The organism is Nocardioides sp. REDSEA-S30_B4 (assembly GCF_001627265.1).
In the GTDB taxonomy this organism is placed as follows: domain Bacteria; phylum Actinomycetota; class Actinomycetes; order Propionibacteriales; family Nocardioidaceae; genus Nocardioides.
The window spans coordinates 14671-35492 of record NZ_LUPI01000028.1 but is presented as its reverse complement, the minus strand read 5'-3'; the positions used below and the strand labels follow the sequence as shown (position 1 = coordinate 35492).

Sequence of the window (20822 nt, the reverse complement as noted above, 5' to 3'; positions counted from 1 at the left end):
ACCTCAGCGCTGGGCCAGCTGGGCGGTCGCGCGCCGCAGCAGCTCCCGCAGGGGTACGCCGACGGGCGCGTCGCCGCGCGGCTCGACCGGGTCCGTCGCGGCATCGGCCGACCCGGCCGACCCAGCCCACCGGCGGATCGCCCAGCGCCACAGCGCCACCGCGACGGCGGCGGCCACCCCGGCCTCCTCGTCGGGCACGTCGAGACCGCGCCGGGCGGCCAGTCCCTCGGCCAGCGTGGCTTCCCAGGCGGTGAGGGTGTCGGCGGTGCGCCCGCGCAGCGCCGAGGAGCTCGCGACGGCGGCCGCGCGCAGCACGACCCGGTGCCGCTCGGCCTCGAAGTCGACGGCGATGCCCTCCAGTGCTGCCACCGCGGCGGCGAGGTCGTCGGCGACGGCCGGGGCCTCGCGCACGAGCCGGGCCAGGCGCTCGCGGCGCTCGGCCCACCCCATGTCGAGGACCTCCTCCTTGGCCGCGAAGTAGCGGAAGAAGGTGCGCGGCGAGACCTCGGCGCGCTCGGCGATCGCCTCCACGGTCGTGGCGTCGAAGCCGTCGCGCGCGAAGAGCACGAGCGCGGCCTCCTCCAGCGCCTGGCGGGTGGTCCGCTTGTGCCGCTCGCGTCGACCGGGCGAGGTCGGGGCGGAGGTCACCGGCCTCAGTCCCCGGACATGGCGGCCCGGACCCGCTTCTCCGCGGTCGGCACCTCGAAGGTCGCGGCGGCACCGCTGCGCATGACCACGCGGTCCAGCTCGCCGGTGAAGGCGAAGGGGGTCGCGTAGTCCGGGCACAGCGGCAGGCCGCGGTCGTGGCCGATCGTCAGCCCCACGGCGGCCGAGGACAGCTGGGGGAGGAAGAACGTGCCGCGGACCGGCCCGGTCGTGACGACCTCCTCGTCGATGGAGAGGTCCAGTCGCTGGGGGCCGTCGGCGTCGGCGGGACGGAAGTCCAGCCCCACCACGTGGCTGCCCGCGGGGACGGCTGTCTCCGACCGCACGACGTCGGTGTGGTCGAGCAGCGCGAAGCACGCGGTGGGACGGCCGTCGAGGAGGTAGAGGCCCCAGCCGCCCTGGGAGTCCCCGATGGCGGCGAGCACGCCCTCGGCGCCGCCGTCCGGCACGTCGACGTGCGCGCGCAGCGAGAAGCCGGCCCCGGCCGCCGGGAGCATCGGCTCGATCACCGGCGAGCCGCCGGGTCGGTACGTGGCCTCCTGCGGGGGCGGGAACTCCCCGGGGTGCAGGTGGAACATCGAGTTCGGGAACTCGAAGAGCGGGAGCACCTGGTTGCGACCCGCCTCGGCCCACCACAGCCCCTCCATCCGGCGTACCAGCTCGGGGTGCTCGGCGGCGAGGTCGCGGTGCTCGGAGAAGTCGGTGGAGAGGTCGAAGAGCGACCAGCGGTCCGTGGCGTGGTCGAAGCTGCCCTCGACGTGGTCGCGCTCGCCGAACTGGTTGGCGACGTGGTCGGTGACGGCCTTCCACCCGTCGAGGTAGAGGCTGCGCGAGCCCATCATCTCGAAGTACTGCATCCTCCGGTGCTCCTCCGCCGCGCCGTCGCGCACGCTGGCCAGGAAAGACGCGCCGTCGACGGGCTGCTGGCTCACGCCGTCCACCGCCTCGGGCAGGGCGACCCCGGCCGCCTCGAGGATGGTCGGGAAGAGGTCGACCGCGTGGGTGAACTGCCCCCGCACGGCGCCGGGGTCGGGCACCGCGGCCGGCCAGCGCAGCACCAGCGGGGCGCGCACGCCGCCGAGCCAGGAGTAGCGCTTCCACAGCCGCAGCGGGGTGTTGCCGGCCCAGGCCCAGCCCCAGGGGTAGTGGTTGGACGCGTCGTGCCCGCCGAGGTCCTCGATCTGGCCGAGGGCGGTCTCCTCGTCGGCCTGCAGCCCCACCCAGCCCGCGGCCTCGTTGGGGGTGCCCGTCGGTCCGCCCTCGGCGCTCGCGCCGTTGTCGGACAGGATCATCACCACGGTGTCCTCGGCGACCCCGATCTCCTCGAGGAAGTCGAAGAGGCGCCCGAGGTGGTGGTCGGTGTGGGTCATGAAGCCGGCGAAGACCTCCATGTAGCGGGCGTAGAGCCGCTGCTGGTCCTCCGACAGGGTCGACCACTCCGGCACCCACGACGGGCGAGGGGTGAGCACGGTGTCCTCGGGGACCACCCCGGCGGCGACCTGGCGGGCGAAGACCTCCTCGCGGTAGGCCTCCCAGCCGTGGTCGAAGGCGCCGCGGTAGGGCTCGACCCACTCCGGGGCGACCTGGTGCGGTGCGTGCGCGGCGCCGGTGGCCAGGTAGGCGAAGAACGGCTTGCGGGTCGTCGCCTGCTGCTGGTCCTGGATCATCCGGATCGTCTCGTCGACGAGGTCCTCGGTGAGGTGGTAGCCCTCCTCGGGGGTCGCCGGCGCCTCGACGTGGTGGTTGTCGCGGACCAGCTCCGGCGCCCACTGGCTGGTCTCGGAGCCGAGGAAGCCGTAGTACTTCTCGAAGCCGACGCCCAACGGCCACCGGTCGAAGGGGCCCGCGGCGGAGGTCTCCGTGCGCGGCACCAGGTGCCACTTGCCGACCGCCATGGTGTTGTAGCCGGTGTCCTTGAGCAGCCGCGCCATCGTCGCGGCGCTGCGCGGGATGCGGCCGGTGTAGCCGGGGAAGCCGAGAGCCGCCTCCTCGGTGACACCCATGCCGACCGCGTGGTGGTTGCGACCGGTGAGCAGCGCGGCCCGGGTCGAGGAGCAGACCGCGGTCACGTGGAAGCGCTGGTAGCGCAGTCCGCCGTCGGCGACCTCGTCGATGCGCGGGGTCGAGATGCCCGAGCCGAAGCACCCGAGCTGCGCGAAGCCGACGTCGTCGAGCACGATCATCAGCACGTTCGGGGCACCCTCCGTGGGGCGCGGGTAGGGGACCGGGCGGGACTGGGAGTCCAGGGCGGAGTCGACGACGTGCTGCGGCGGCAGGTGGCTCATGACGGGCACAGTAGGACCGCCGGAGCCGTTCTGTCAGTCGTCTGACACTTTGATCCGGCCGTACGACTGTGAAGAACTAGAACGTGTTCCACCTGTCGAGACGGTCTATACGGCCGGGGGCGCCACACCTTTGCATGTGTGTGTCGCGTCACCTTCCGATGTGGCGATCGTTACCCAGTAGGACACGTTCTAGTTCTCACCCTCAGGAGGTCCGGTGACCGTCGTGCGGTCCCCCCGCTTCGCCCCCCGCGCCCGTCGTACGTCGCTGACGATCGCCGCGTCGGGCCTGGCCCTGCTCCTGGCCGCCTGCGGCTCCCAGCTCGACCCGAACGAGGTGGCCGTCGCCGGCGGTGGCACGGTCGGCTCCGGCGGGGTCGTCGTGGGGGCCGACGGCGAGGTGATCAGCGCCGACGGCGGCACCACCGGCTCGGTCGACGGCTCCACCGGCGGGGACGCCGGCACCTCCGGCAGCGGGTCCTCGGGCTCGGGCTCCTCCGGCTCCGGGAGCAGCTCGGGCGGCGGGTCGGGCAGCGGCTCCTCGCCCGACGGCGGCTCCGACGAGCCGATCCCGACCGGCAGCTGCGACGGGTTCAAGAACTCCACCGGCATCAGCAACGACACCATCACCATCGGCAACGCCTCCGACATCTCCGGTCCGGTGCCGGGCCTGTTCGAGTCCGCGCAGGACGCGGTGAAGGCGTTCGTGGCCTACTACAACCGCAGCAACCCCGACGGCATCTGCGGCCGGTCGCTGGCGCTGAAGAACTACGACAGCCGCACCGACGCCAGCGCCGACCAGCGCAACTACGTCGACATGTGCGACAACGTCTTCGCCGCCGTCGGCTCGATGTCGGCCTTCGACTCCGGCGGCGCCAAGACCGCCGCGGACTGCGGGATCCCCGACATCCGCTCCACCGCGGTGACCGGTGCGCGCTCCTCGTGCGACACCTGCTTCGGCGCCCAGTCCACGGTGGCCACCCAGTTCCAGAACGCCGTGCCCGACTTTTTGAAGAAAACCTTCCCCGAGGCCGCGCAGAAGGCCGCCATGGTCTACCTCAACGCCGGTGCGGCCGGTGAGAACGGCCGGCTGCAGCCCAAGGCGATGAAGGCGCGTGGCATGAAGTTCGTCTACGAGCAGAGCGTCGACACCGCCGAGTTCAACTACGCCCCCTACGTCCAGGGCCTCAAGGACAACGGCGCCCGCCACGTGCAGTTCCTGGGCGGCGTCCCGCAGTACGTCCGGCTCGCGCAGACCATGCAGCAGCAGGGCTACAAGCCCGACGTCTACGTCGTCGACCCCACCGCCTACCACCCCGACTACCTCGAGGGTGCCGGCAGCGCCGCGGAGGGCACGGTCGCCTTCATCAACTTCGTCCCGTTCGAGGAGGCCGCGAGCAACGCCGAGATGCAGCTCTACCTCCAGTGGCTGCAGCAGACGAAGCCGGGCGCCACCCCCGACTTCTTCGGCCTTTTCGCCTGGTCCGCGGCCCGCCTCTTCGTCGAGCAGGCCAGCAAGCTGGGCGGCAAGCTGACCCGACCGGCGCTGGTCCAGGCCATGCGCGGGGTCACCAAGTGGACCGCCAACGGCATGCACAGCCCGCAGGAGGTCGGTCCCAAGCGCACGGGCGAGTGCTGGCGCTTCGTGCAGGTCAAGGGCGGCACGTGGGTGCCGATCGGAGGCACCAAGTACACCTGCGCAGGGATCACGGAGGTCTCCTGATGAGCTCGTTCCTCGCCTTCACCATCTTCGGACTGGTCTCGGGGGCGGCCTACGCCATCGCGGCCTCCGGACTGGTGCTGACCTACTCCACGACGCGGGTGTTCAACATCGCCCACGGCGCGCTGGGCATGCTGCTGTCCTTCGTCTTCTGGGACTTCAGCGTCCGGCAGGGCATGCCGACGCTGCTCGCCCTGGCGCTGGTGCTGTTCGTGGTGGCGCCGGGCATCGGATGGTTCCTCCAGCGCTTCGTCGCCCGCGACCTCGGTGACGCGCCCGTCTCGGTCTCCCTGGTGGTGACCGTGGCGATCCTGGTGGCCACGCTGGGCCTGGCCCAGCAGGTCTGGCCGCCCGAGGCGCGCTCGGTGCAGCCGTTCTTCGCCGGCACCTCCTTCGAGATGTTCGGCTTCTTCATCACCGCCCACCAGGTGCTCACCATCGCCCTGTCCCTCGTGGTGGCCGTCGGCCTGTACGTCCTGCTCAACCGCACCCGGATCGGCACCGCCATGCGGGCCTCGGTCGACAACCCCGAGCTGCTCAAGCTCTTCGGCGGTCAGCCGGAGAGGGTCGCGGCGCTCTCGTGGGCGATCGGCACCTCCCTGGCCGCCCTGGCCGGCGTGCTGCTGGTCTCCACCATCGGCCTGGACTACTACGCCCTGCTGCTGCTGGTGATCAACGCCTTCGCCGCCGCGATCCTCGGTCGGCTGAAGAACCTCCCGCTCACCTTCGTCGGCGCGATGGCGCTGGGCCTGATCACCTCCTACGCCTCGGGCTACCTGCCCACCGAGGGCCTGCTCAACTCCGTGCGCAACGTGGTGCCGGCGCTGTTCCTCTTCGCCGTGATCATCGCGATGCCGCAGGCGCAGCTGCGCATCGGTCAGGTCAAGGGCATCGTGTCCGCGCCGCTGCCCAGCCCCTTCAAGGCGCTGGGCTGGTCCGGCGCCCTGCTGCTGGGCGTGATGCTGCTGGCCAGCGGCATGAGCGAGGCCAACCTGCTGCTGGTCGGGACGGCGGCGACGTACGCGATCGTGATGCTCTCGATGGTGCTGCTCACCGGGTACGGCGGGCACGTCTCGCTCGCCCAGATCACCTTCGTCGGGGTCGGTGCGCTGGCCTACGTCAAGCTCGACCAGCCCAACCTGGTCGGCGTGCTGCTGGCCGGCCTGGTGGCCGCCGGCGTCGGGGCCCTGGTGGCGCTGCCGGTGATCCGGCTGACCGGTCTCTACCTCGCGCTGGCCACGCTCGCCTTCGCGGTGATCATGGACAAGATGATCTTCCAGGCCGACTTCGCGTTCGGCTTCAACGGCTCGCTCAACGCCGAGCGGCTCTCGATCCTCACCTTCCAGGTCGAGTCCACCAGCGCCTACGTCTGGGTGATGGCGCTCTTCTTCGTGGTGATGGGCCTGGGCCTGCTGGTGGTCCGCGCGGGACCGCTGGGCCGCATGCTCGTCGCCCTGCGCGACAGCCCTGCCGCCTGCGGCACCCTCGGGCTGGACCAGCGGTGGTTCCGCGTCGGGCTCTTCGCGGTCTCGGCCGGCATGGCCGGCGTCGCCGGCGCCCTGTACGCCGGGCTCCGCGGCACCGTCGGCGCGGCGGAGTTCCAGTTCTTCGGGTCCTTCACCCTGCTGCTGCTCGCGGTGGTCTTCGGCGTGACCTCGGTGACCGGGGCCGCCCTCGGCGGCATCGGCCTGATGATGCTGCCGGTCCTCCAGGCCGACTACCCCCAGATCGCCGGCCTGTTCTTCGTGGTCATCGCCGTCGGCGCGATCCTGCTGGCCCGCGACCCCAACGGCCTGGCCAACCAGCTCTTCCGCCTCGGCCACCTCCTCGACCGCCGCTTCGGCAACCGCATCCGCGAGCGGATACCCGTGCTGCCGGTGCCCGGCGGGTCCCTCGGGGGGATGCGCGAGCACGCCCGCGCCGAGCAGGACGCCAACGCGCACGCCGAGGCCACCCTCGACACCGTCGGTCTCGGCGGTGCGTCCCACCAGGCAGGTCCCGAGGGGACCGAAGGCCGGAAGGAGACCGCCGGTGTCCAGTAGTCCTGTCCCCAGCGGGGGCGGCCACCGCGCCGACGTGCGCGGCGGGCCGCTGCTCGAGGTCGACCACGTGGTCGTCCAGTTCGGTGGTGTCACGGCCGTCAACGAGGCCTGCTTCACCGCCGACCCCGGCACCGTGACCGGCCTGATCGGGCCCAACGGCGCCGGCAAGACCACCTGCTTCAACGTGATCAGCGGGCTGCAGAAGCCGACCCGGGGCAAGGTCCGGTTCCAGGGCAAGGACGTCACGTCCATGCCGGTGCACCGGCGCTCGAAGCGGGGCATGGGCCGCACGTTCCAGCGCCTGGAGGCCTTCGGGTCGCTGTCGGTGCGCGACAACGTCCGGGTCGCCGCGGACATCCACCGCGGTGCGCTGGCGGGCCTGCTGCCCGGCGGGGGCCACGGGAAGAACATCGACGCGCTGCTGGAGCGGGTCGGGATCGCGGCGTACGCCCAGGAGCGCGCCGACTCCATCCCCACCGGCACCGCGCGCCTGCTCGAGCTGGCCCGCTGCCTGGCCGGCGACCCGAAGCTGCTGCTGCTCGACGAGCCGTCCTCGGGCCTGGACGAGACCGAGACCGACGCGTTCGGCGAGCTGTTGCGCGACCTGGCCGCCGAGGGCCGCGCGATCCTCATGGTCGAGCACGACATGGACCTGGTGATGGCGGTCTGCGACACCATCCACGTCCTCGACTTCGGCTCGATCATCGCCTCCGGCGACCCGGCGGAGATTCGTCGCGACCCCGCCGTCCAGAAGGCCTACCTCGGCTATTCCGACGAGGACGGCGACGCGGACGGGCACACCAGGACCGACCTGCCGGTTGTGACCGACGACACACTCGTCATCCCGGCGGTCCGGGAAGGAGCCGAGGCATGAGCGGCGTACCGATCCTCGAGGTCGTCGACCTGCACGCGGCCTACGGCCGCATCGAGGTGCTGCGCGGCGTCGACCTGGTCGTCCCCAAGGGGGCGGTGATGGCGCTGCTGGGGCCCAACGGTGCCGGCAAGTCCACGCTGGTCAAGGTGATCTCCGGGCAGAAGAAGCCCACCTCGGGCGACATCCACCTCGGCGGCGTGCACGTGAAGGCCTCCGGGCCCGAGGAGCTGGCCCGGCTCGGGCTGTGCACCATCCCCGAGGGACGCTCGGTCTTCCCGAACCTCACGGTCGAGGAGAACCTCCTGCTGATGTCGTACGCCGGCGTGCCGGCCGAGGCCGTGCTGGAGACCGCCTTCGCCTACTTCCCCCGGCTCAAGGAGCGCCGCAAGCAGTTCGCGGGCACCATGTCGGGCGGCGAGCAGCAGATGGTCGCGATGTCGAGGGCGCTGGCCTCCGACCCGGCGCTGCTGCTGCTCGACGAGCTGTCCATGGGGCTCGCGCCCCTCATCGTGGACGAGCTCTACGAGACCGTCGGTCGGATCACCGAGACCGGCGTCTCCATCCTGTGCATCGAGCAGTTCGCCCGCACGGCGCTGAAGATCTCCGACTACGCCGCCGTCATGTCCGGTGGCCGTGTGGTCGCCACCGGCGAGCCCGGGGAGATCCTCGAGACGATGTCCGACGTCATCCTGGGAGGTGCCGCATGAGCGGCCGACGCACCACTTCCACCCGCCCGGCGGCCCGCCTGGGCGCCGGTCTCGCGGCGGCGGCCCTGGTGTCGCTGGCGCTGCCGGTCACCACCGGCACTGCCGCCCCGGCGGCTCCCTCGGCAGTCTAGGCGGCCACCGGCTCGCCGCTGCGCGCCGCCGACCCGGAGTTCGCCGGGTACGCCGCCACCACGACGGCGACGCCGGTGCGCGTGGAGATCTACGAGCCGACCATCCCGATCCCGGCCAGCCCCCAGGCCGAGCTCAACCTCGGCTACTCCAACGTCAAGGCCGACTCCTCCACCTCGCGCGGCCGGGCGTCGTACTTCTGGCCCGGCGACGCGGTCGGCCAGGGCTTCAAGACCATCATCGAGAACCTCGGCCTCCCGCCCGAGCTGGCCGGCCCGATCGCCGAGCAGGGCTACCCGGTCCAGGTGAACTCCAACCACCCGGCCGGCCCGGAGTCGGAGTCCAGCGAGGACTTCCCCGGCAGCATCTCGCGCACCAGCGCCTCGGCGGAGAAGACCACGGCGCTGGCCGGCTACTCCACCGACTGCCGTCTGGGCCAGCCCGACGCGGCCCCGGCCGAGGAGGGCGAGGGCGGCGAGGGCGGCGAGGACGAGGGTCCGATCCCAGGCCTGCCCGGTCTGCCCGACCTGCCGTTCCCCGGTATCCCCGGCCTCGGCCAGGCGCTGTCCTCGACCGTGGACCAGACCGTGACCACGCTGACCGGCGGCGCGCTGTCGACCACTGGTCAGAAGGGCCAGAAGGGCGGCGCGAAGGCGGCCGAGGAGGAGGTCGAGTGCCCGATCCCGGCCCAGCTCGCCGCGGTGATCGACCTCGGTGGCGTGGGCGCCAGCTCGACGGTGACCCGCAGCACCGACGACGACGGCATCGAGCGGGTCAAGGCCGTCTCGCGGTCGGTGGTCGGTGAGGTCAGCCTGCTCGGCGGCATCATCACCCTCGACGGCCTCGTCTCCACCGCCCGCACCACCAGCGACGGCGCCAAGGCGACCGTCAAGGGCGTCACCGACTACGGCACGCTCACCATCGCGGGCCAGAAGTTCCGCTACGGCTCCGACGGCTTCGAGGCCGCCGGCACCCCGCAGGACCTGCCCGGCCTGCCGGCCGACCCCAACCAGGCGCTCGAGGCACTCGGGATCCAGCTGCTGCTGCCCCAGCCGACCGAGGAGCGCGAGGGTGACAAGGGCACCGTCGCCGTCGGCGGCCTCCAGGTCGTCATCGACGCCGGCGTCCTGCGCACCCAGCTGGTCAACGGCGGGCTGCCGATCGACGCGATCGCCGAGGCCATCGCCGGGCTGCCGTTCCCGGAGGAGGCCGGCCAGCTCAAGAGCCTGCTGGGCGCCGCGCTGAACCTCGCCCCCAAGTTCGTCATCACCTTGGGCAACGCCTCGGCGGTGGTCGACACCAGCCCGGAGATCGAGATCCCCGAGGTCGAGCCGGGCGACGCCGACAACGACCCGACCAGCCCGGTCGACACCGGCACCGGCACCGGTACCGGCACCGGTGGCGGAGACCTCGGCGGCGGCGACCTGCCCGCCAGCGACCCGGCCCCGGCCGGTGGTGGCGAGCCCGCGATCGGGGACGACGGCGCCCTCACCGACGCCGGCCCCGTCGGAGCCGGCCTGCCCGAGCTCTTCTCCATCCCCGGTGCGCTGTTCTTCGGCGGCATCCTGGCCGCCACCGTGCTCGGGTCCTACCTGCGCCGGCTCGGCCTGCTCGCCCTCGGCGGCGGAGTCAGCTGCGCCCACGGCCTGGAGTCCGGTCTGCCGGACCTCCGCAAGGCCTGACCGCCCCCTCCACCGACCCCTCGTCACCCCCACCTCGCCACACCGTCCGAAACGGAGTCCTCGATGACCGACACCACCGTCTCCGCCCCCGCCTCCGGGTCCCGCCTCGGCGCCGGCGCCGCGATGCCGCGCGCCGGCTCGCGGGGTAGCGGCTCGGGTGCGGCCCCGCTGGTCAACAACCACTACAAGCTGCTGCAGGTTGTGCTCTTCTGGGCCGGCGCCGTGCTGCTGCCGCTGGGGCTCGTGGTGATCGTGCTGGGGTGGTACGGCGCGGCCAACACGCCGTACGAGTACGACCAGATCTCCTACCTGGTCTCCGGCGGCCTGCTCGGCCTGGGCCTGACCTTCACCGGTGGGTTCCTCTACTTCGGGGCCTGGCTGGCCCGCATCGCCGACGACGGCCGCGAGTCCTCCAAGCGCCTGGCCGACACCCTGCTGGTGCTCGCCGACGTCACCTCGCGTGCCGCCGCGGTCTCCGCGCCGGCCACCGACGCCGCCGCGCTGCCGGTCGTCGCCGGTGACGGCACCACCCTGCACCGCCGCGACTGCTCGCTGATCGCCCACCGCGACGACCTGCGCCCCGCCGGGCCCGACGCGGCCCATCTCACCCCCTGCCGGGTCTGCAAGCCCTGATCGCTCCGTCGGTCGAGGTGCGAGGAGCGCCAGCGACGAGCCTCGAGACCTCGTGAGCCTTGCTGGGGTCTCGAGGCTCGCTGCGCTCGCTGGCCGACCAGCGAGGGTCACTCCGCGGCGAGCGCCTCGTCGGGCTTGGAGCCCAGCACGGTGTCGATGTAGTCCTGCGCGGTCTCGAAGATGTCGACCTCGTGGCCTGCGCGCTCGGAGAGGTACCACCGGTGCTCGAGCACCTCGTGGAAGAACTCCGCGGCCTCCAGCCGCCCCCGCAGGTGCGCGGGCACCATCGAGGTGACCGGCTCGTAGATCTCGGTCAGCCAGCGTGAGGCGACGATGCCGCGGTCCTCGCGACCCAGGTCGTGGTGGGCGGTGTAGGACGCCAGGTCGTTGAGCAGGCGTCTGGCCTGTGCGTCCTCCACGTCGAGCCCGGTCAGGCCCTGCAGCTCGCGCCGGTGGTGGCCGAGCTCCACGACCCGGGGCTGGATGCGCACCCGGTCGCCGTCGAGGTCGGTGACGATGTCGAGCTCCTCCACGTCGAAGCCGAGCTCGTTGAGCCGCTCGATGCGCTGGCCGATGCGCCACATCTCCTCGGTGGAGAACTCCTCCTGGCCGGTCAGCTCGCCCCACAGCTCGTCGTACCTGCGCTGCAGCAGCTCCACGACGTCGTGCGCCTCGACCTCGCCGGCGACGGCGTTGCTGGCCTGCAGGTCCAGCAGCTCGGCGAAGACGTTCTCGGTGCCGACGGTGACGTCGTGCTCGCGCAGCCGGTCGGAGAGCTGGTCCTTCAGCTCACCGGTCTCGGCGTCGACGAGGTACGCCGCGAATCCGCCGGCGCTGCGCCGGAACAGCACGTTCGACAGCGACACGTCGCCCCAGTAGAAGTCGGCCAGGTGCAGCCGCACGAGCAGCACGACGAGCGCGTCGACGAGCGAGGGAAGGTTCTGCGCGGTGGCGCCGTGGCTGAACAGGCTGCGGTAGGGCAGTGAGAAGCGCAGGTGCTCGGTGAGCAGGCAGGCGGGCAGCGGCTCGCCGTCGGGATCGGTGCGCTCGGTGACGACGCCGAGGGGCACCACGGCGGGCAGGCCCATGCGGTGCAGGTCGCGCAGGGTGCGGTACTCCCGGAACGCGATGTCCTCGACGGTCTCCTTGACGGCGTACACGCGCCCGCCCTGGCGCACGATCCGCACCACGTGCCGTGAGAGCCCGCGGGGGAGCGGCACCACGACGTCGTCGCCCCACTCCTCGAGCGGGGTCGACCAGGGCAGGCGCACCAGGTCGGGGTCCGGGCGCGCGGCGACGATCCGCATGGGCGGCAGCGTACGCCCCCGCGCGCCACCTCAGACGTGCCAGAGCGTGACCGACGGCCCGTCCGTCGAGCCGTCGGGCTCGGTGGACAGGATCAGCTCGGGCTCGCGGGGGAGGTCGAGGTCCAGCGGCTCGCCCGGCGCCCGTCGGGCCACGACGAGCACGTCGCCGTCGGGGTGCTCGCGCAGGAACGCCAGGCAGTCCTCGTCGACGTGCGCCCAGCGCAGGCCGCCGTGCACGAGAGCGGGGTGCGCGGCGCGGGCCGAGGCGAGGGCGGCGTACGTCGCCAGGGTCTGCTCGTCCCACTGCTCGCGGCGGTGCCACGGCATCGGGCGGCGCGAGTCCTCGCCGACGACGCCCTCGAGGCCGATCTCGTCGCCTGCGAACAGCATCGGCACACCGGGCAGCGTGAACTGCAGGCCGGCGGCGACCCGGTGCAGCACCGCCGAGCCGGTGACGGTGCGGATGCGGGCGGAGTCGTGGGAGCCGAGGATGTTCCACGACTGGCAGGTGGCGCGCCAGCCGTAGCGGGCCAGCCACTCGCGCAGGGTGCGCTGCACCAGCGGGCCGCCGCGACGGGCCACCGGGACCGGTCGGCCGAACGCCCGGGCGGGGGAGTCGGGGTCGCGCAGCCACGACCACACCGGCCAGGAGAAGCCGGAGTAGTTCATCGTGCCGTGCCAGCCGTCGCCGTCTAGGTCGGTCGAGGCGTCGTGGTTGTGCTCGCCGATGACCCAGGCGTCCGCACGCTCGGCCTCGGCGGTACGCCGCACGGCGCGTGCCACGTCGTGGTTGACGTCGACCGCGCCGAGCCGGCCGGTCATGTTGGCGACGTCGATGCGCCAGCCGTCCAGGCCGATGGGCGGGCGCATCCACCGGGCCACGACCGAGTCGGGGCCCTCCACCATCGCGGCGCGCATGTCGGCGCTGGTGTGGTCGAGCTTGGGCAGCGTGTGGTGGCCCATCCAGGTCTCGTAGTGGCCGTCGGGGCGGAAGCAGTACCAGCTGCGGGTGGGCGCCTCGGGGTCGGCGACCGCCTGCTGGAACCACTCGTGGGTGTCGCCGGTGTGGTTGGAGGTCAGGTCGCCGAGCAGCCGCATCCCGCGGTCGTGGAGGGCGTCGGAGAGGCGGGCGTAGGCGCCGTCGCCGCCGAGCAGGTCGTCGACCCGGTCGAAGGTGGAGGCGTTGTAGCGGTGGTTGCTCTCGCCGGGGAAGACCGGCGTCGTGTAGAGCACCGTCGCCCCGGTGGCCTGCACGTGGTCGAGGTGCTCGGTCACCCCGTCGAGGTCGCCCCCGAAGAGCTGGAGCGGGGTCCGCGGGTCGCTGCCCTCGAAGACGACCTCGTCGTCCCAGGCGGCCGGGACCGCCCAGGCGGGCGTGGGGCGGTCGTCGGCCGCGGCGCTGCGTGCGAAGCGATCGGGGAACACCTGGTAGACGACCGCCTCGCGGCCCCAGGCCGGCGCGGGTGCGTGGGTGCTGACGCGGAAGTCGAAGGTGTCCGGGCCGTCGTGGTCGACCAGCCCCGCGGCGGTCAGCCACTGCTGGCTGCCGTCGACGAGGACGAGCAGGAAGCGGTAGTGCGTCACCGGGCTGTGCACGAGCAGGTCGGCGTGCCACCACGTCGTGTCCCCGTCGTGGGCCGACCGGGCCTCGTGGAAGACCGGCTCGGCGTCGTACGTCGTGCGCAGCCAGACCTGCGCGACCTCGTCGCCGCGGGTCCGCACCCGGACGCCGACCGTGCTGTCCAGCGCCGGGGTCTCGGTGTCGAGGTAGAGCGGGGAGCCGTCGTGGTGGGGCTCGTGGAGGAGGCTCATGGCGACATGCTCCCCGACCCCGCGCCGCCCGGGACAGGGGGCAGTGGTTGCCGCGAGACTAGAACGTGTTCTAGATTCCGGGCGTGAGTGAGAGAGTCGTCGTCGTCACCGGTGCCGCGTCGGGCATCGGCTTCGCCACCGCCGAGCGCTTCCGCGACCTCGGGGACACCGTGTTCGGGCTCGACATCGCCCCGACCGTGCCCGACGGGGTCACCTACGTGGAGTGCAACGTCGGCTCCAAGGACGCCGTCGACGCCGCCATCGCGACCTGCGCAGCGTCGGGTCGCATCGACGTGCTGGCCAACGTGGCCGGCGTCGTGCAGTTCGGCCGCTTCGAGGGCGTCACCGAGGAGGTCTTCGACCGCACCCTCGACATCGACCTCAAGGGGCCGTTCTTCCTGATGCAGGCGGCGCTGCCACACCTGCGGGCCGCGGGCGGCAACATCGTCAACGTCTCCTCGGTGGCCGGTCGGATCCCGCAGCCGTACTCCGCGGCGTACTCCGCGGCCAAGGGTGGGCTCACCCAGCTGACCAAGGCGCTGGCGCTCGAGCTCTCGCCGGAGGGCATCCGCGTCAACGCGGTCTGCCCCGGCACCGTGGCGACCCCGCTCGTGGACGGCGTCGCGGCGTCGTACCCCGTCGACCTCGACGCCCGCGTCCAGGACCGGCTGCTGATGATGCTCCCCGGCGCCGCCATCACTCCCGACGAGATCGCCTCCTCGATCGTCTACCTCGCCTCGGCCGAGGCGCGGATGATCACCGGCTCGGTCGTCGCCTTCGACGGGGGCATGGGCTGAGGTCCTGCTCGCGCGACTAGGATCGCCGCGCCCGGCTGTGCTGGGCATCGCCGGTGTAGCTCAGTTGGTAGAGCGCCTCTCTTGTAAAGAGGATGTCGCGGGTTCGACTCCTGTCACCGGCTCCACCCCTCCGCCGGTCGAGGTGCGAAGCGCGCCAGCGCTGAGCCACGAGACCTCCAGGCGACTGGCGAGGGTGGCGTGAGAGGGGTTCACGGCAGGCCCTCCGGTCCGCTCCCGGCGCTGTCTCCGCCGTGCGTGAGCGACGTCTCGGGCGTGCGTGAGTGACGGTTCGGGCGTGCGTGAGTGACGGTTCGGGCGTGCGTGAGTGACGGTTCGGCGGTCAGCGCAGGCGGCGGGGCGTGAAGGTCGTGGGGGGAGTGGCGATGTGCTCCTGGGCGTCGACGAGGCGGATCTCGCGGTGGCCGGAGGCCAGGGTCGCCTCGAGGACGGCGAAGACGGTGCCGGTGGTGCGGGAGAGCGCCTCGGCGGGCGAGCCCGTCTCGTGCAGGTGCGCGAGGTAGAGCGCGGCGGTGACGTCCCCGCAGCCGTTGGGCGTGATCGGGAGCAGCGGCGTGGTGACCGCCCAGGCGCCCTCGTCGGAGACCGCGACGACCTCGAGGTGCCCGTCGGGGACCTCGTCGTGCAGCACCGAGGTCACCAGCACGTGCCGGGGACCCTGTGCGCGCACGACGTCGACGGCGTCGAGGACCTCGTCGAGGGTGCGGGTGGTGGTGCCGGCCAGGAAGTCGAGCTCGAAGTGGTTGGGGGTCACCACGTCCGCAGCGGGTACGACGGTGTCGCGCATGAACTCCGGGATGCCCGGCCGCACGAACATGCCCCGCCCCACGTCGCCCATCACCGGGTCGCAGCAGTAGAGCGCCTCGGGGTTGGCCTCCTTGACCTTCGCCACCGCGTCCAGCACGACCCCGCCCACGGCCGGGTCGCCCTGGTAGCCCGACAGCACCGCGTCGGCCGTGCCGAGCACCCCGCGGTCCTCGATGCCGGCGATCACCTCGGCCACGTCGGCCGGGTCCAGGAGCGGCCCGCGCCAGGCGCCGTACCCGGTGTGGTTGGAGAAGTGCACGGTCAGCACCGGCCAGACCTCGTGGCCCAGACGCTGGAGCGGGAAGACGGCTGCGGAGTTGCCGACGTGGCCGTAGGCCACCGAGGACTGGATGGAGAGCACGCGCATGCGGCCAGTATCGGTGGTCTCGACGCCCGCCTCGTCGCCGGCGCTCCTCGGCTGCTCGACCACCGGAGGCGAAGGTCTCGGGCGACCGAGTGGATCAGACGGACTAGAACAGGTTCCAGTTCTGGCGTAGGGTGAGCGCCGACACATTCCGTCGGTATGTCGGTCCCAGCAAGCGCGAGGTGCACCCCATGGCCAAGAAGGCTCCCTACTCCAACGAGGCCGACTACGTCGTCGTCGGCTCCGGCTCCTCCGGCGCGACCATCGCCGGTCGCCTCGCCCAGTCCGGCGCGAAGGTCATCGTGCTCGAGGCGGGCAAGTCCGACGAGAAGTTCCTGACCAAGAAGCCGGGCATGATCGGCCCGATGCACGCGGTCCCCGAGATCAAGAAGCTCAACGACTGGGGCTACTACTCGGTGCCGCAGAAGCACATCCTCGACCGCAAGATGCCGGTCCCGCGCGGCAAGGTGCTCGGCGGCTCGAGCTCGGTCAACGGCATGGTCTACGTGCGCGGCAACCGCGCGAACTACGACTCCTGGGCCGCCGAGGGCTGCACCGGCTGGGACGCCGACACCGTCAACGCGGCGTACAAGCGCATGGAGGACTACGAGGGCGGCGCCGACCAGTTCCGCGGCGAGGGCGGCCCGATCCGGGTCACGGTCAACAAGACCCCGCAGGAGGGATCGCTGCAGTTCCTGCAGGCGACCGCGGACGCCACCGGCTGCGAGATCCTCGACGACTACAACGGTGCCTCCCAGGAGGGCGTCGGGCGGATGCAGCAGAACGCCGCCGACGGCCTGCGCTACTCCTCGGCCCGCGGCTACATCCACCACCTCGCCCCGCCGACCCTCGAGGTCCAGACCCAGGTGCTCGTCACCAAGGTCGTCATCGAGAACGGTCGCGCCACGGGTGTCCGGGTCCGCGACAAGGACGGCTCCGAGCGCACCATCCGCGCGGGCAAGGAGGTCATCCTGGCCGCCGGCTTCGTCGGCTCCGCCCAGATCCTGATGCTCTCGGGCGTGGGTCACGCCCAGCACCTGAAGGACCACGGCATCGAGGTCGTCTCCGACCTCCCGGTCGGCGACAACCTGCACGACCACATGTTCCACGCGATGACCTTCCACGCGACCACCTCGAAGATGCGCGGCAACGCGTGGTTCTTCGCCAAGGGCGTGGCCAAGGAGGTCGCCCGCCCGGGCTCGACGTTCCTGGCCAACTCGGTCTTCGAGGTCCTGGCCTTCCTCAAGACCAGCCAGGCGACGAACAACGTGCCCGACCTGCAGCTGCACCTGCTGCCGTGGTCCTACGTCTCGCCCAACCAGGACGAGCCGATCCGCCACGACGTCGACCCGCGCCCGGCGCTGACCGTGCTCACCACGCTGATCTACCCCAAGTCGCGCGGCACCCTGCGGCTGGCCTCGGCCGACCCGACCGCCACCCCGCTCATCGACCCGGCCTACCTCGCCGAGTCCGCCGACCTCGACCTGCTCACCGAGGGCTCGGAGCTGGTGCGCGAGATCTTCAACGGCGCGGCCTTCAAGGGCGCGATCAAGGACGAGATCCACCCCGGCCGCTCGCTGCAGGGCTCCGACCTGCGCCAGGCGATCCTCAACCGGGCGACCTCGGTCTACCACGGCGTCGGCACCTGCAAGATGGGCGTCGACGAGACCGCCGTGGTCACCCCGGACCTCAAGGTCAGGGGCGTGGAGGGGCTGCGCGTGTGCGACGCCTCGATCATGCCGAGCATCACCGGCGGCAACACCAACGCCCCGGCCATCATGATCGGCGAGCGCGGGGCCGACCTGGTCCTCGGTCGCGGCTGAGCACGCAGCGGAGGACGACGTACCCATGACGACCATGCCCGCACCCACCCGCCTGGACCGCCCGGCCTCGGTGACCGACGAGCTGCTGGCCCGCCTGGCCGGCCGCGTCTCCTCCGACGGCTCGATGGCGCCGTGGCAGCTTACCGAGGTCTACACCGGTGAGAAGCTCGTCGAGCTGCCGCAGTCCAGCCCGGCCGACATCGAGCGCGCCTTCGCCGCCGCCCGGGTCGCCCAGGCCGAGTGGGCGCGGCGCAGCGTCGAGGACCGCCTGGCGGTCTTCAAGCGGGCGCACTCGCTCTTCCTCGACAACGCGCAGCGGACCGCCGACCTGATCCAGGTCGAGTCCGGCAAGAACCGCCGGATGGCCATCGAGGAGACCTGCGACCCGCCGATGGTCATGGGCCACTACCTCAAGCGCGCGAAGAAGCTGCTCGCGCCGACCACCCGCGGCGGCCCGGTGCCGTTCCTGACGACCTCCACCGAGGTGCGCGTCCCCAAGGGCGTCGTCGGCATCATCGGCCCCTGGAACTTCCCCTTCGCCACCGGCATCTCCGACGCCATCTCGGCGCTGATGGCCGGCAACGGCATCGTGCTCAAGCCCGACAACAAGACGGCGCTCTCGCCGCTGTGGGGCATCGAGATGCTCGAGCAGGCCGGCCTGCCCACGGGGCTCTTCCAGGTCGTGTGCGGCGAGGGCGGCGACGTCGGTCCGACGTTCATCGACAACGCCAACTACGTGATGTTCACCGGCTCCACCGCGACCGGCCGCGTCATCGGTGAGCGCTGCGGGCGCAACCTGATCGGCTGCTGCCTCGAGCTCGGCGGCAAGAACCCGATGATCGTGCTGGAGGACGCCGACCTCGACGAGGTCGTGCAGGGCGCGATCTTCGGCGCGTTCGGCAACACCGGCCAGATCTGCATGCACATCGAGCGGATGTACCTCCCGCGCTCGCGCTACGAGGAGTTCAAGGCCAAGTTCGTCCGCGCCACCGAGGCCCTCGACGTCCGCGCGGCCTACGACTTCGGCCCCGACCTCGGCTCGCTGGTCTCGGTCGACCACATGGAGCGGGTGAAGTCGCACGTCGACGACGCCGTCGCCAAGGGAGCCACGGTGCTCACCGGCGGCCGGCCGCGCCCCGACCTCGGCCCGGCGTTCTTCGAGCCGACCATCCTCGAGAACACCCCGCCCGATGCGATCCACGCGACCATCGAGACCTTCGGCCCGGTCGTGAGCCTGTACGCCTACGACACCGTCGACGAGGCCGTGGCCCTGGCCAACGACACCGACTACGGCCTCAACGCGTCGGTCTGGGGCACCGACCTCGACGCGGCCACCGCGGTCGCCCGGCGCATCGAGTCCGGCAACGTCAACATCAACGACATCCTCGCCACCGCCTTCGCGTCCAAGGGCACCCCGTCCGGCGGCGTGAAGGCCTCCGGTGTCGGTGCCCGGCACGGCGACCAGGGCCTGCTGAAGTACACCGACGTGCAGCAGCTCGCGGTGCTCAAGAAGCAGGTCATGGGTGCCCGTCCGGGCCAGGACTACGACGAGTACGTCAAGGGGATGCTCAGCGGGCTGAGGATGATGCGGAAGCTCCGGGTCAGGTAGTCACGCGACCGCGAAGGACCGCTTCGACAGGCCCATCCAGAACTCGCCGTCGGCGCCGATGACCTGCTCAGGTGCCTGTCCGGGGTCGCTCGCGGCACCGAGGGTGACGAAGAGCGGCGTGTAGTGCTCGACGGTCGGGTGGGCGTACGGCATGCCCGGCGCGCGGGAGGTGTACGCCGCCAGCTCGTCCACGTCGCCGCGGGCCAGCGCCTCGCCGGCCCACGCGTCGAAGTCGCGCGACCAGCCGGGCGCGTCGGCCTCGATGCGGAACTCGCGGAGGAACGGCAGCCCATGGGTCAGGAAGCCCGACCCGACGACCAGCACGCCCTCGTCGCGCAGACCGCGCAGGCGCTCGCCGAGCGCGAGGAGGCGGGTCGGGTCCTGGGTGGGCAGCGACATCTGCAGCACGGGGATGTCGGCCTCGGGGTACATGATCTTCAGCGGCACCCAGGCGCCGTGGTCGAGGCCGCGCGAGGCGTGCTGGTGCACCGGCTCGGTGCTCGGCATCATCGCGGCCACGCGGGCGGCCAGCGCCGAGGCGTCGGGCGTCGCGTAGGTCATCCGGTAGTACTTCGGGTCGAAGCCGCCGAAGTCGTAGACCAGGGGAGCGCCGCTCGCGGTCAGCGACACCGGCGCCGACTCCCAGTGGGCGCTGACGATGAGGATCGCGGTGGGGCGCGGCAGGTCGGCGGCCAGGGAGCGCAGCTGTCCCGACCACACGGGGTCGTCGAGGAGCGGCGGAGCGCCGTGGCCGATGTAGAGCGCGGGCATGCGGGTCATGGTCACCTCAAGTAGTTGAGGCTTCAATCTATTCCGGTGAGACCCCCAGCGTCCAGTCCACCGGCTCGCCGCCCTGCTCGCGCAGCAGCGCATCGGCCCGGGAGAACGGGCGCGACCCGAAGAAGCCGCGCCGCGCCGAGAGCGGGGAGGGATGCGCCGACTCGAGGCACGGGACGTCGCCGAGCGCCGGCCGCAACGACTGTGCGTCGCGCCCCCAGAGCACGGCCACGAGCGGGTGGCCCGCGGCGTGGCGGCGTACGACCGCGTCGATGGCGGCCGAGGTGATCGGCTCCCAGCCCTTGCCGCGGTGCGACGCGGGAGACCCGGGCGCGACGGTGAGGGCGCGGTTGAGCAGCATGACGCCGCTGTCGGCCCAGCCGGAGAGGTCGCCGTGCCGCGGCGGGACGATGCCGAGGTCGTCGCGCAGCTCGACGTAGATGTTGACCAGGCTGCGCGGCAGCGGCCACACGTCGCGCTCCACCGCGAAGGACAGGCCGATCGGGTGGCCGGGCGTGGGGTAGGGGTCCTGCCCGACGACGAGCACCTTGACGTCGGCCAGCGGGCGCCGGAAGGCGCGGAAGACGTTCTCGCCCGCCGGGAGGTAGCTGCGGCCGGCAGCGATCTCCTCGCGCAGGAACGCCCCCATCGCGGCCACCTGCTGGTCCACCGGCGCCAGGGCCTCGGCCCAGTCCGGCGCCATCAGGCCCTTGTCCACGAGTCCGGCCAGCGCGCTCATGGCCGGGAGGCTAGCCAGTCCGCTGGTCGAGGTG

At 72.1% G+C, this 20822-nt stretch carries 17 protein-coding genes and 1 tRNA gene; 11 read left to right on the top strand and 7 right to left on the bottom strand.

Going from position 1 to position 20822, the window contains the following annotated elements; translation table 11 throughout:
• Nucleotides 1-3 precede the first annotated feature (3 nt).
• Together A6R01_RS07215 and A6R01_RS07210 are read right to left on the bottom strand one after the other, a co-directional pair.
• On the bottom strand, nucleotides 4-648 hold the full coding sequence (locus tag A6R01_RS07215) for a TetR/AcrR family transcriptional regulator (RefSeq protein WP_292604793.1): 645 nt from the start codon (nucleotides 646-648) through the stop codon (nucleotides 4-6).
• 5 nt (nucleotides 649-653) lie between these two features.
• The gene (locus A6R01_RS07210; protein ID WP_292604792.1) at nucleotides 654-2951 is read right to left on the bottom strand and encodes an arylsulfatase; all 2298 of its coding nucleotides are present in this window, start codon (nucleotides 2949-2951) and stop codon (nucleotides 654-656) included.
• Nucleotides 2952-3165: 214 nt separating this feature from the next.
• On the opposite strand from A6R01_RS07210, the gene A6R01_RS07205 reads away from it, so the two are divergent.
• The 7 genes from A6R01_RS07205 (at nucleotide 3166) to A6R01_RS07175 (ending at nucleotide 10735) form a co-directional block, all read left to right on the top strand.
• Nucleotides 3166-4671 carry an ABC transporter substrate-binding protein gene (locus A6R01_RS07205; RefSeq protein ID WP_292604791.1) on the top strand — a complete coding sequence of 502 codons (1506 nt, stop codon included), beginning with the start codon at nucleotides 3166-3168 and terminating at the stop codon, nucleotides 4669-4671.
• The gene (locus tag A6R01_RS07200; protein WP_292604790.1) at nucleotides 4671-6710 is read left to right on the top strand and encodes an ABC transporter permease; all 2040 of its coding nucleotides are present in this window, start codon (nucleotides 4671-4673) and stop codon (nucleotides 6708-6710) included. Before A6R01_RS07205 ends, A6R01_RS07200 begins: the two co-directional genes overlap by 1 nt.
• Entirely contained in the window at nucleotides 6700-7584 is an 885-nt protein-coding gene (locus A6R01_RS07195; RefSeq protein WP_292604789.1) for an ABC transporter ATP-binding protein, read from the top strand. Before A6R01_RS07200 ends, A6R01_RS07195 begins: the two co-directional genes overlap by 11 nt.
• Entirely contained in the window at nucleotides 7581-8291 is a 711-nt protein-coding gene (locus A6R01_RS07190; protein ID WP_292604788.1) for an ABC transporter ATP-binding protein, read from the top strand. Before A6R01_RS07195 ends, A6R01_RS07190 begins: the two co-directional genes overlap by 4 nt.
• A complete protein-coding gene (locus A6R01_RS07185) occupies nucleotides 8288-8422 on the top strand; it encodes a hypothetical protein (RefSeq protein WP_292604787.1) in 135 nt (44 codons plus the stop codon). The genes A6R01_RS07190 and A6R01_RS07185 overlap by 4 nt, the downstream gene beginning before the upstream one ends.
• 81 nt (nucleotides 8423-8503) lie before the next feature.
• Complete coding sequence (locus tag A6R01_RS07180) at nucleotides 8504-10102, top strand: hypothetical protein (protein ID WP_292604786.1); 1599 nt, start codon at nucleotides 8504-8506, stop codon at nucleotides 10100-10102.
• 63 nt (nucleotides 10103-10165) lie between these two features.
• On the top strand, nucleotides 10166-10735 hold the full coding sequence (locus tag A6R01_RS07175; protein WP_292604785.1) for a hypothetical protein: 570 nt from the start codon (nucleotides 10166-10168) through the stop codon (nucleotides 10733-10735).
• Nucleotides 10736-10842: 107 nt separating this feature from the next.
• On the opposite strand, the gene A6R01_RS07170 is transcribed toward A6R01_RS07175, so the two are convergent.
• Together A6R01_RS07170 and A6R01_RS07165 are read right to left on the bottom strand one after the other, a co-directional pair.
• Nucleotides 10843-12042, bottom strand: coding sequence for a DUF4032 domain-containing protein (locus A6R01_RS07170; protein ID WP_292604784.1), 1200 nt, complete (start codon nucleotides 12040-12042; stop codon nucleotides 10843-10845).
• Between the two features lie 30 nt (nucleotides 12043-12072).
• Entirely contained in the window at nucleotides 12073-13854 is a 1782-nt protein-coding gene (locus tag A6R01_RS07165; RefSeq protein WP_292604783.1) for a glycoside hydrolase family 13 protein, read from the bottom strand.
• An 83-nt stretch (nucleotides 13855-13937) separates the two neighbouring features.
• Here A6R01_RS07165 and A6R01_RS07160 point away from each other — a divergent pair, with 83 nt between their 5' ends.
• Both A6R01_RS07160 and A6R01_RS07155 read left to right on the top strand, forming a co-directional pair.
• A complete protein-coding gene (locus A6R01_RS07160; RefSeq protein WP_292604782.1) occupies nucleotides 13938-14651 on the top strand; it encodes an SDR family oxidoreductase in 714 nt (237 codons plus the stop codon).
• Between the two features lie 49 nt (nucleotides 14652-14700).
• A tRNA-Thr gene (locus A6R01_RS07155) sits at nucleotides 14701-14776 on the top strand.
• A gap of 215 nt (nucleotides 14777-14991) precedes the next feature.
• On the opposite strand, the gene pdxY is transcribed toward A6R01_RS07155, so the two are convergent.
• The gene (pdxY, locus tag A6R01_RS07150; protein ID WP_292604781.1) at nucleotides 14992-15843 is read right to left on the bottom strand and encodes a pyridoxal kinase PdxY; all 852 of its coding nucleotides are present in this window, start codon (nucleotides 15841-15843) and stop codon (nucleotides 14992-14994) included.
• Nucleotides 15844-16031: 188 nt separating this feature from the next.
• Between pdxY and A6R01_RS07145 the strand changes: the two genes are divergently transcribed.
• Both A6R01_RS07145 and A6R01_RS07140 read left to right on the top strand, forming a co-directional pair.
• Nucleotides 16032-17663 carry a GMC family oxidoreductase N-terminal domain-containing protein gene (locus A6R01_RS07145; protein ID WP_292604780.1) on the top strand — a complete coding sequence of 544 codons (1632 nt, stop codon included), beginning with the start codon at nucleotides 16032-16034 and terminating at the stop codon, nucleotides 17661-17663.
• Between the two features lie 25 nt (nucleotides 17664-17688).
• Entirely contained in the window at nucleotides 17689-19272 is a 1584-nt protein-coding gene (locus A6R01_RS07140) for a succinic semialdehyde dehydrogenase (protein WP_292604779.1), read from the top strand.
• Here A6R01_RS07140 and A6R01_RS07135 read toward each other — a convergent pair whose 3' ends face one another.
• Nucleotides 19273-20052, bottom strand: coding sequence for a class III extradiol ring-cleavage dioxygenase (locus tag A6R01_RS07135; protein ID WP_292604778.1), 780 nt, complete (start codon nucleotides 20050-20052; stop codon nucleotides 19273-19275). It abuts the gene before it with no gap.
• A 28-nt stretch (nucleotides 20053-20080) separates the two neighbouring features.
• On the bottom strand, nucleotides 20081-20788 hold the full coding sequence (locus tag A6R01_RS07130) for a uracil-DNA glycosylase (protein WP_292604777.1): 708 nt from the start codon (nucleotides 20786-20788) through the stop codon (nucleotides 20081-20083).
• Nucleotides 20789-20822 lie beyond the last annotated feature (34 nt).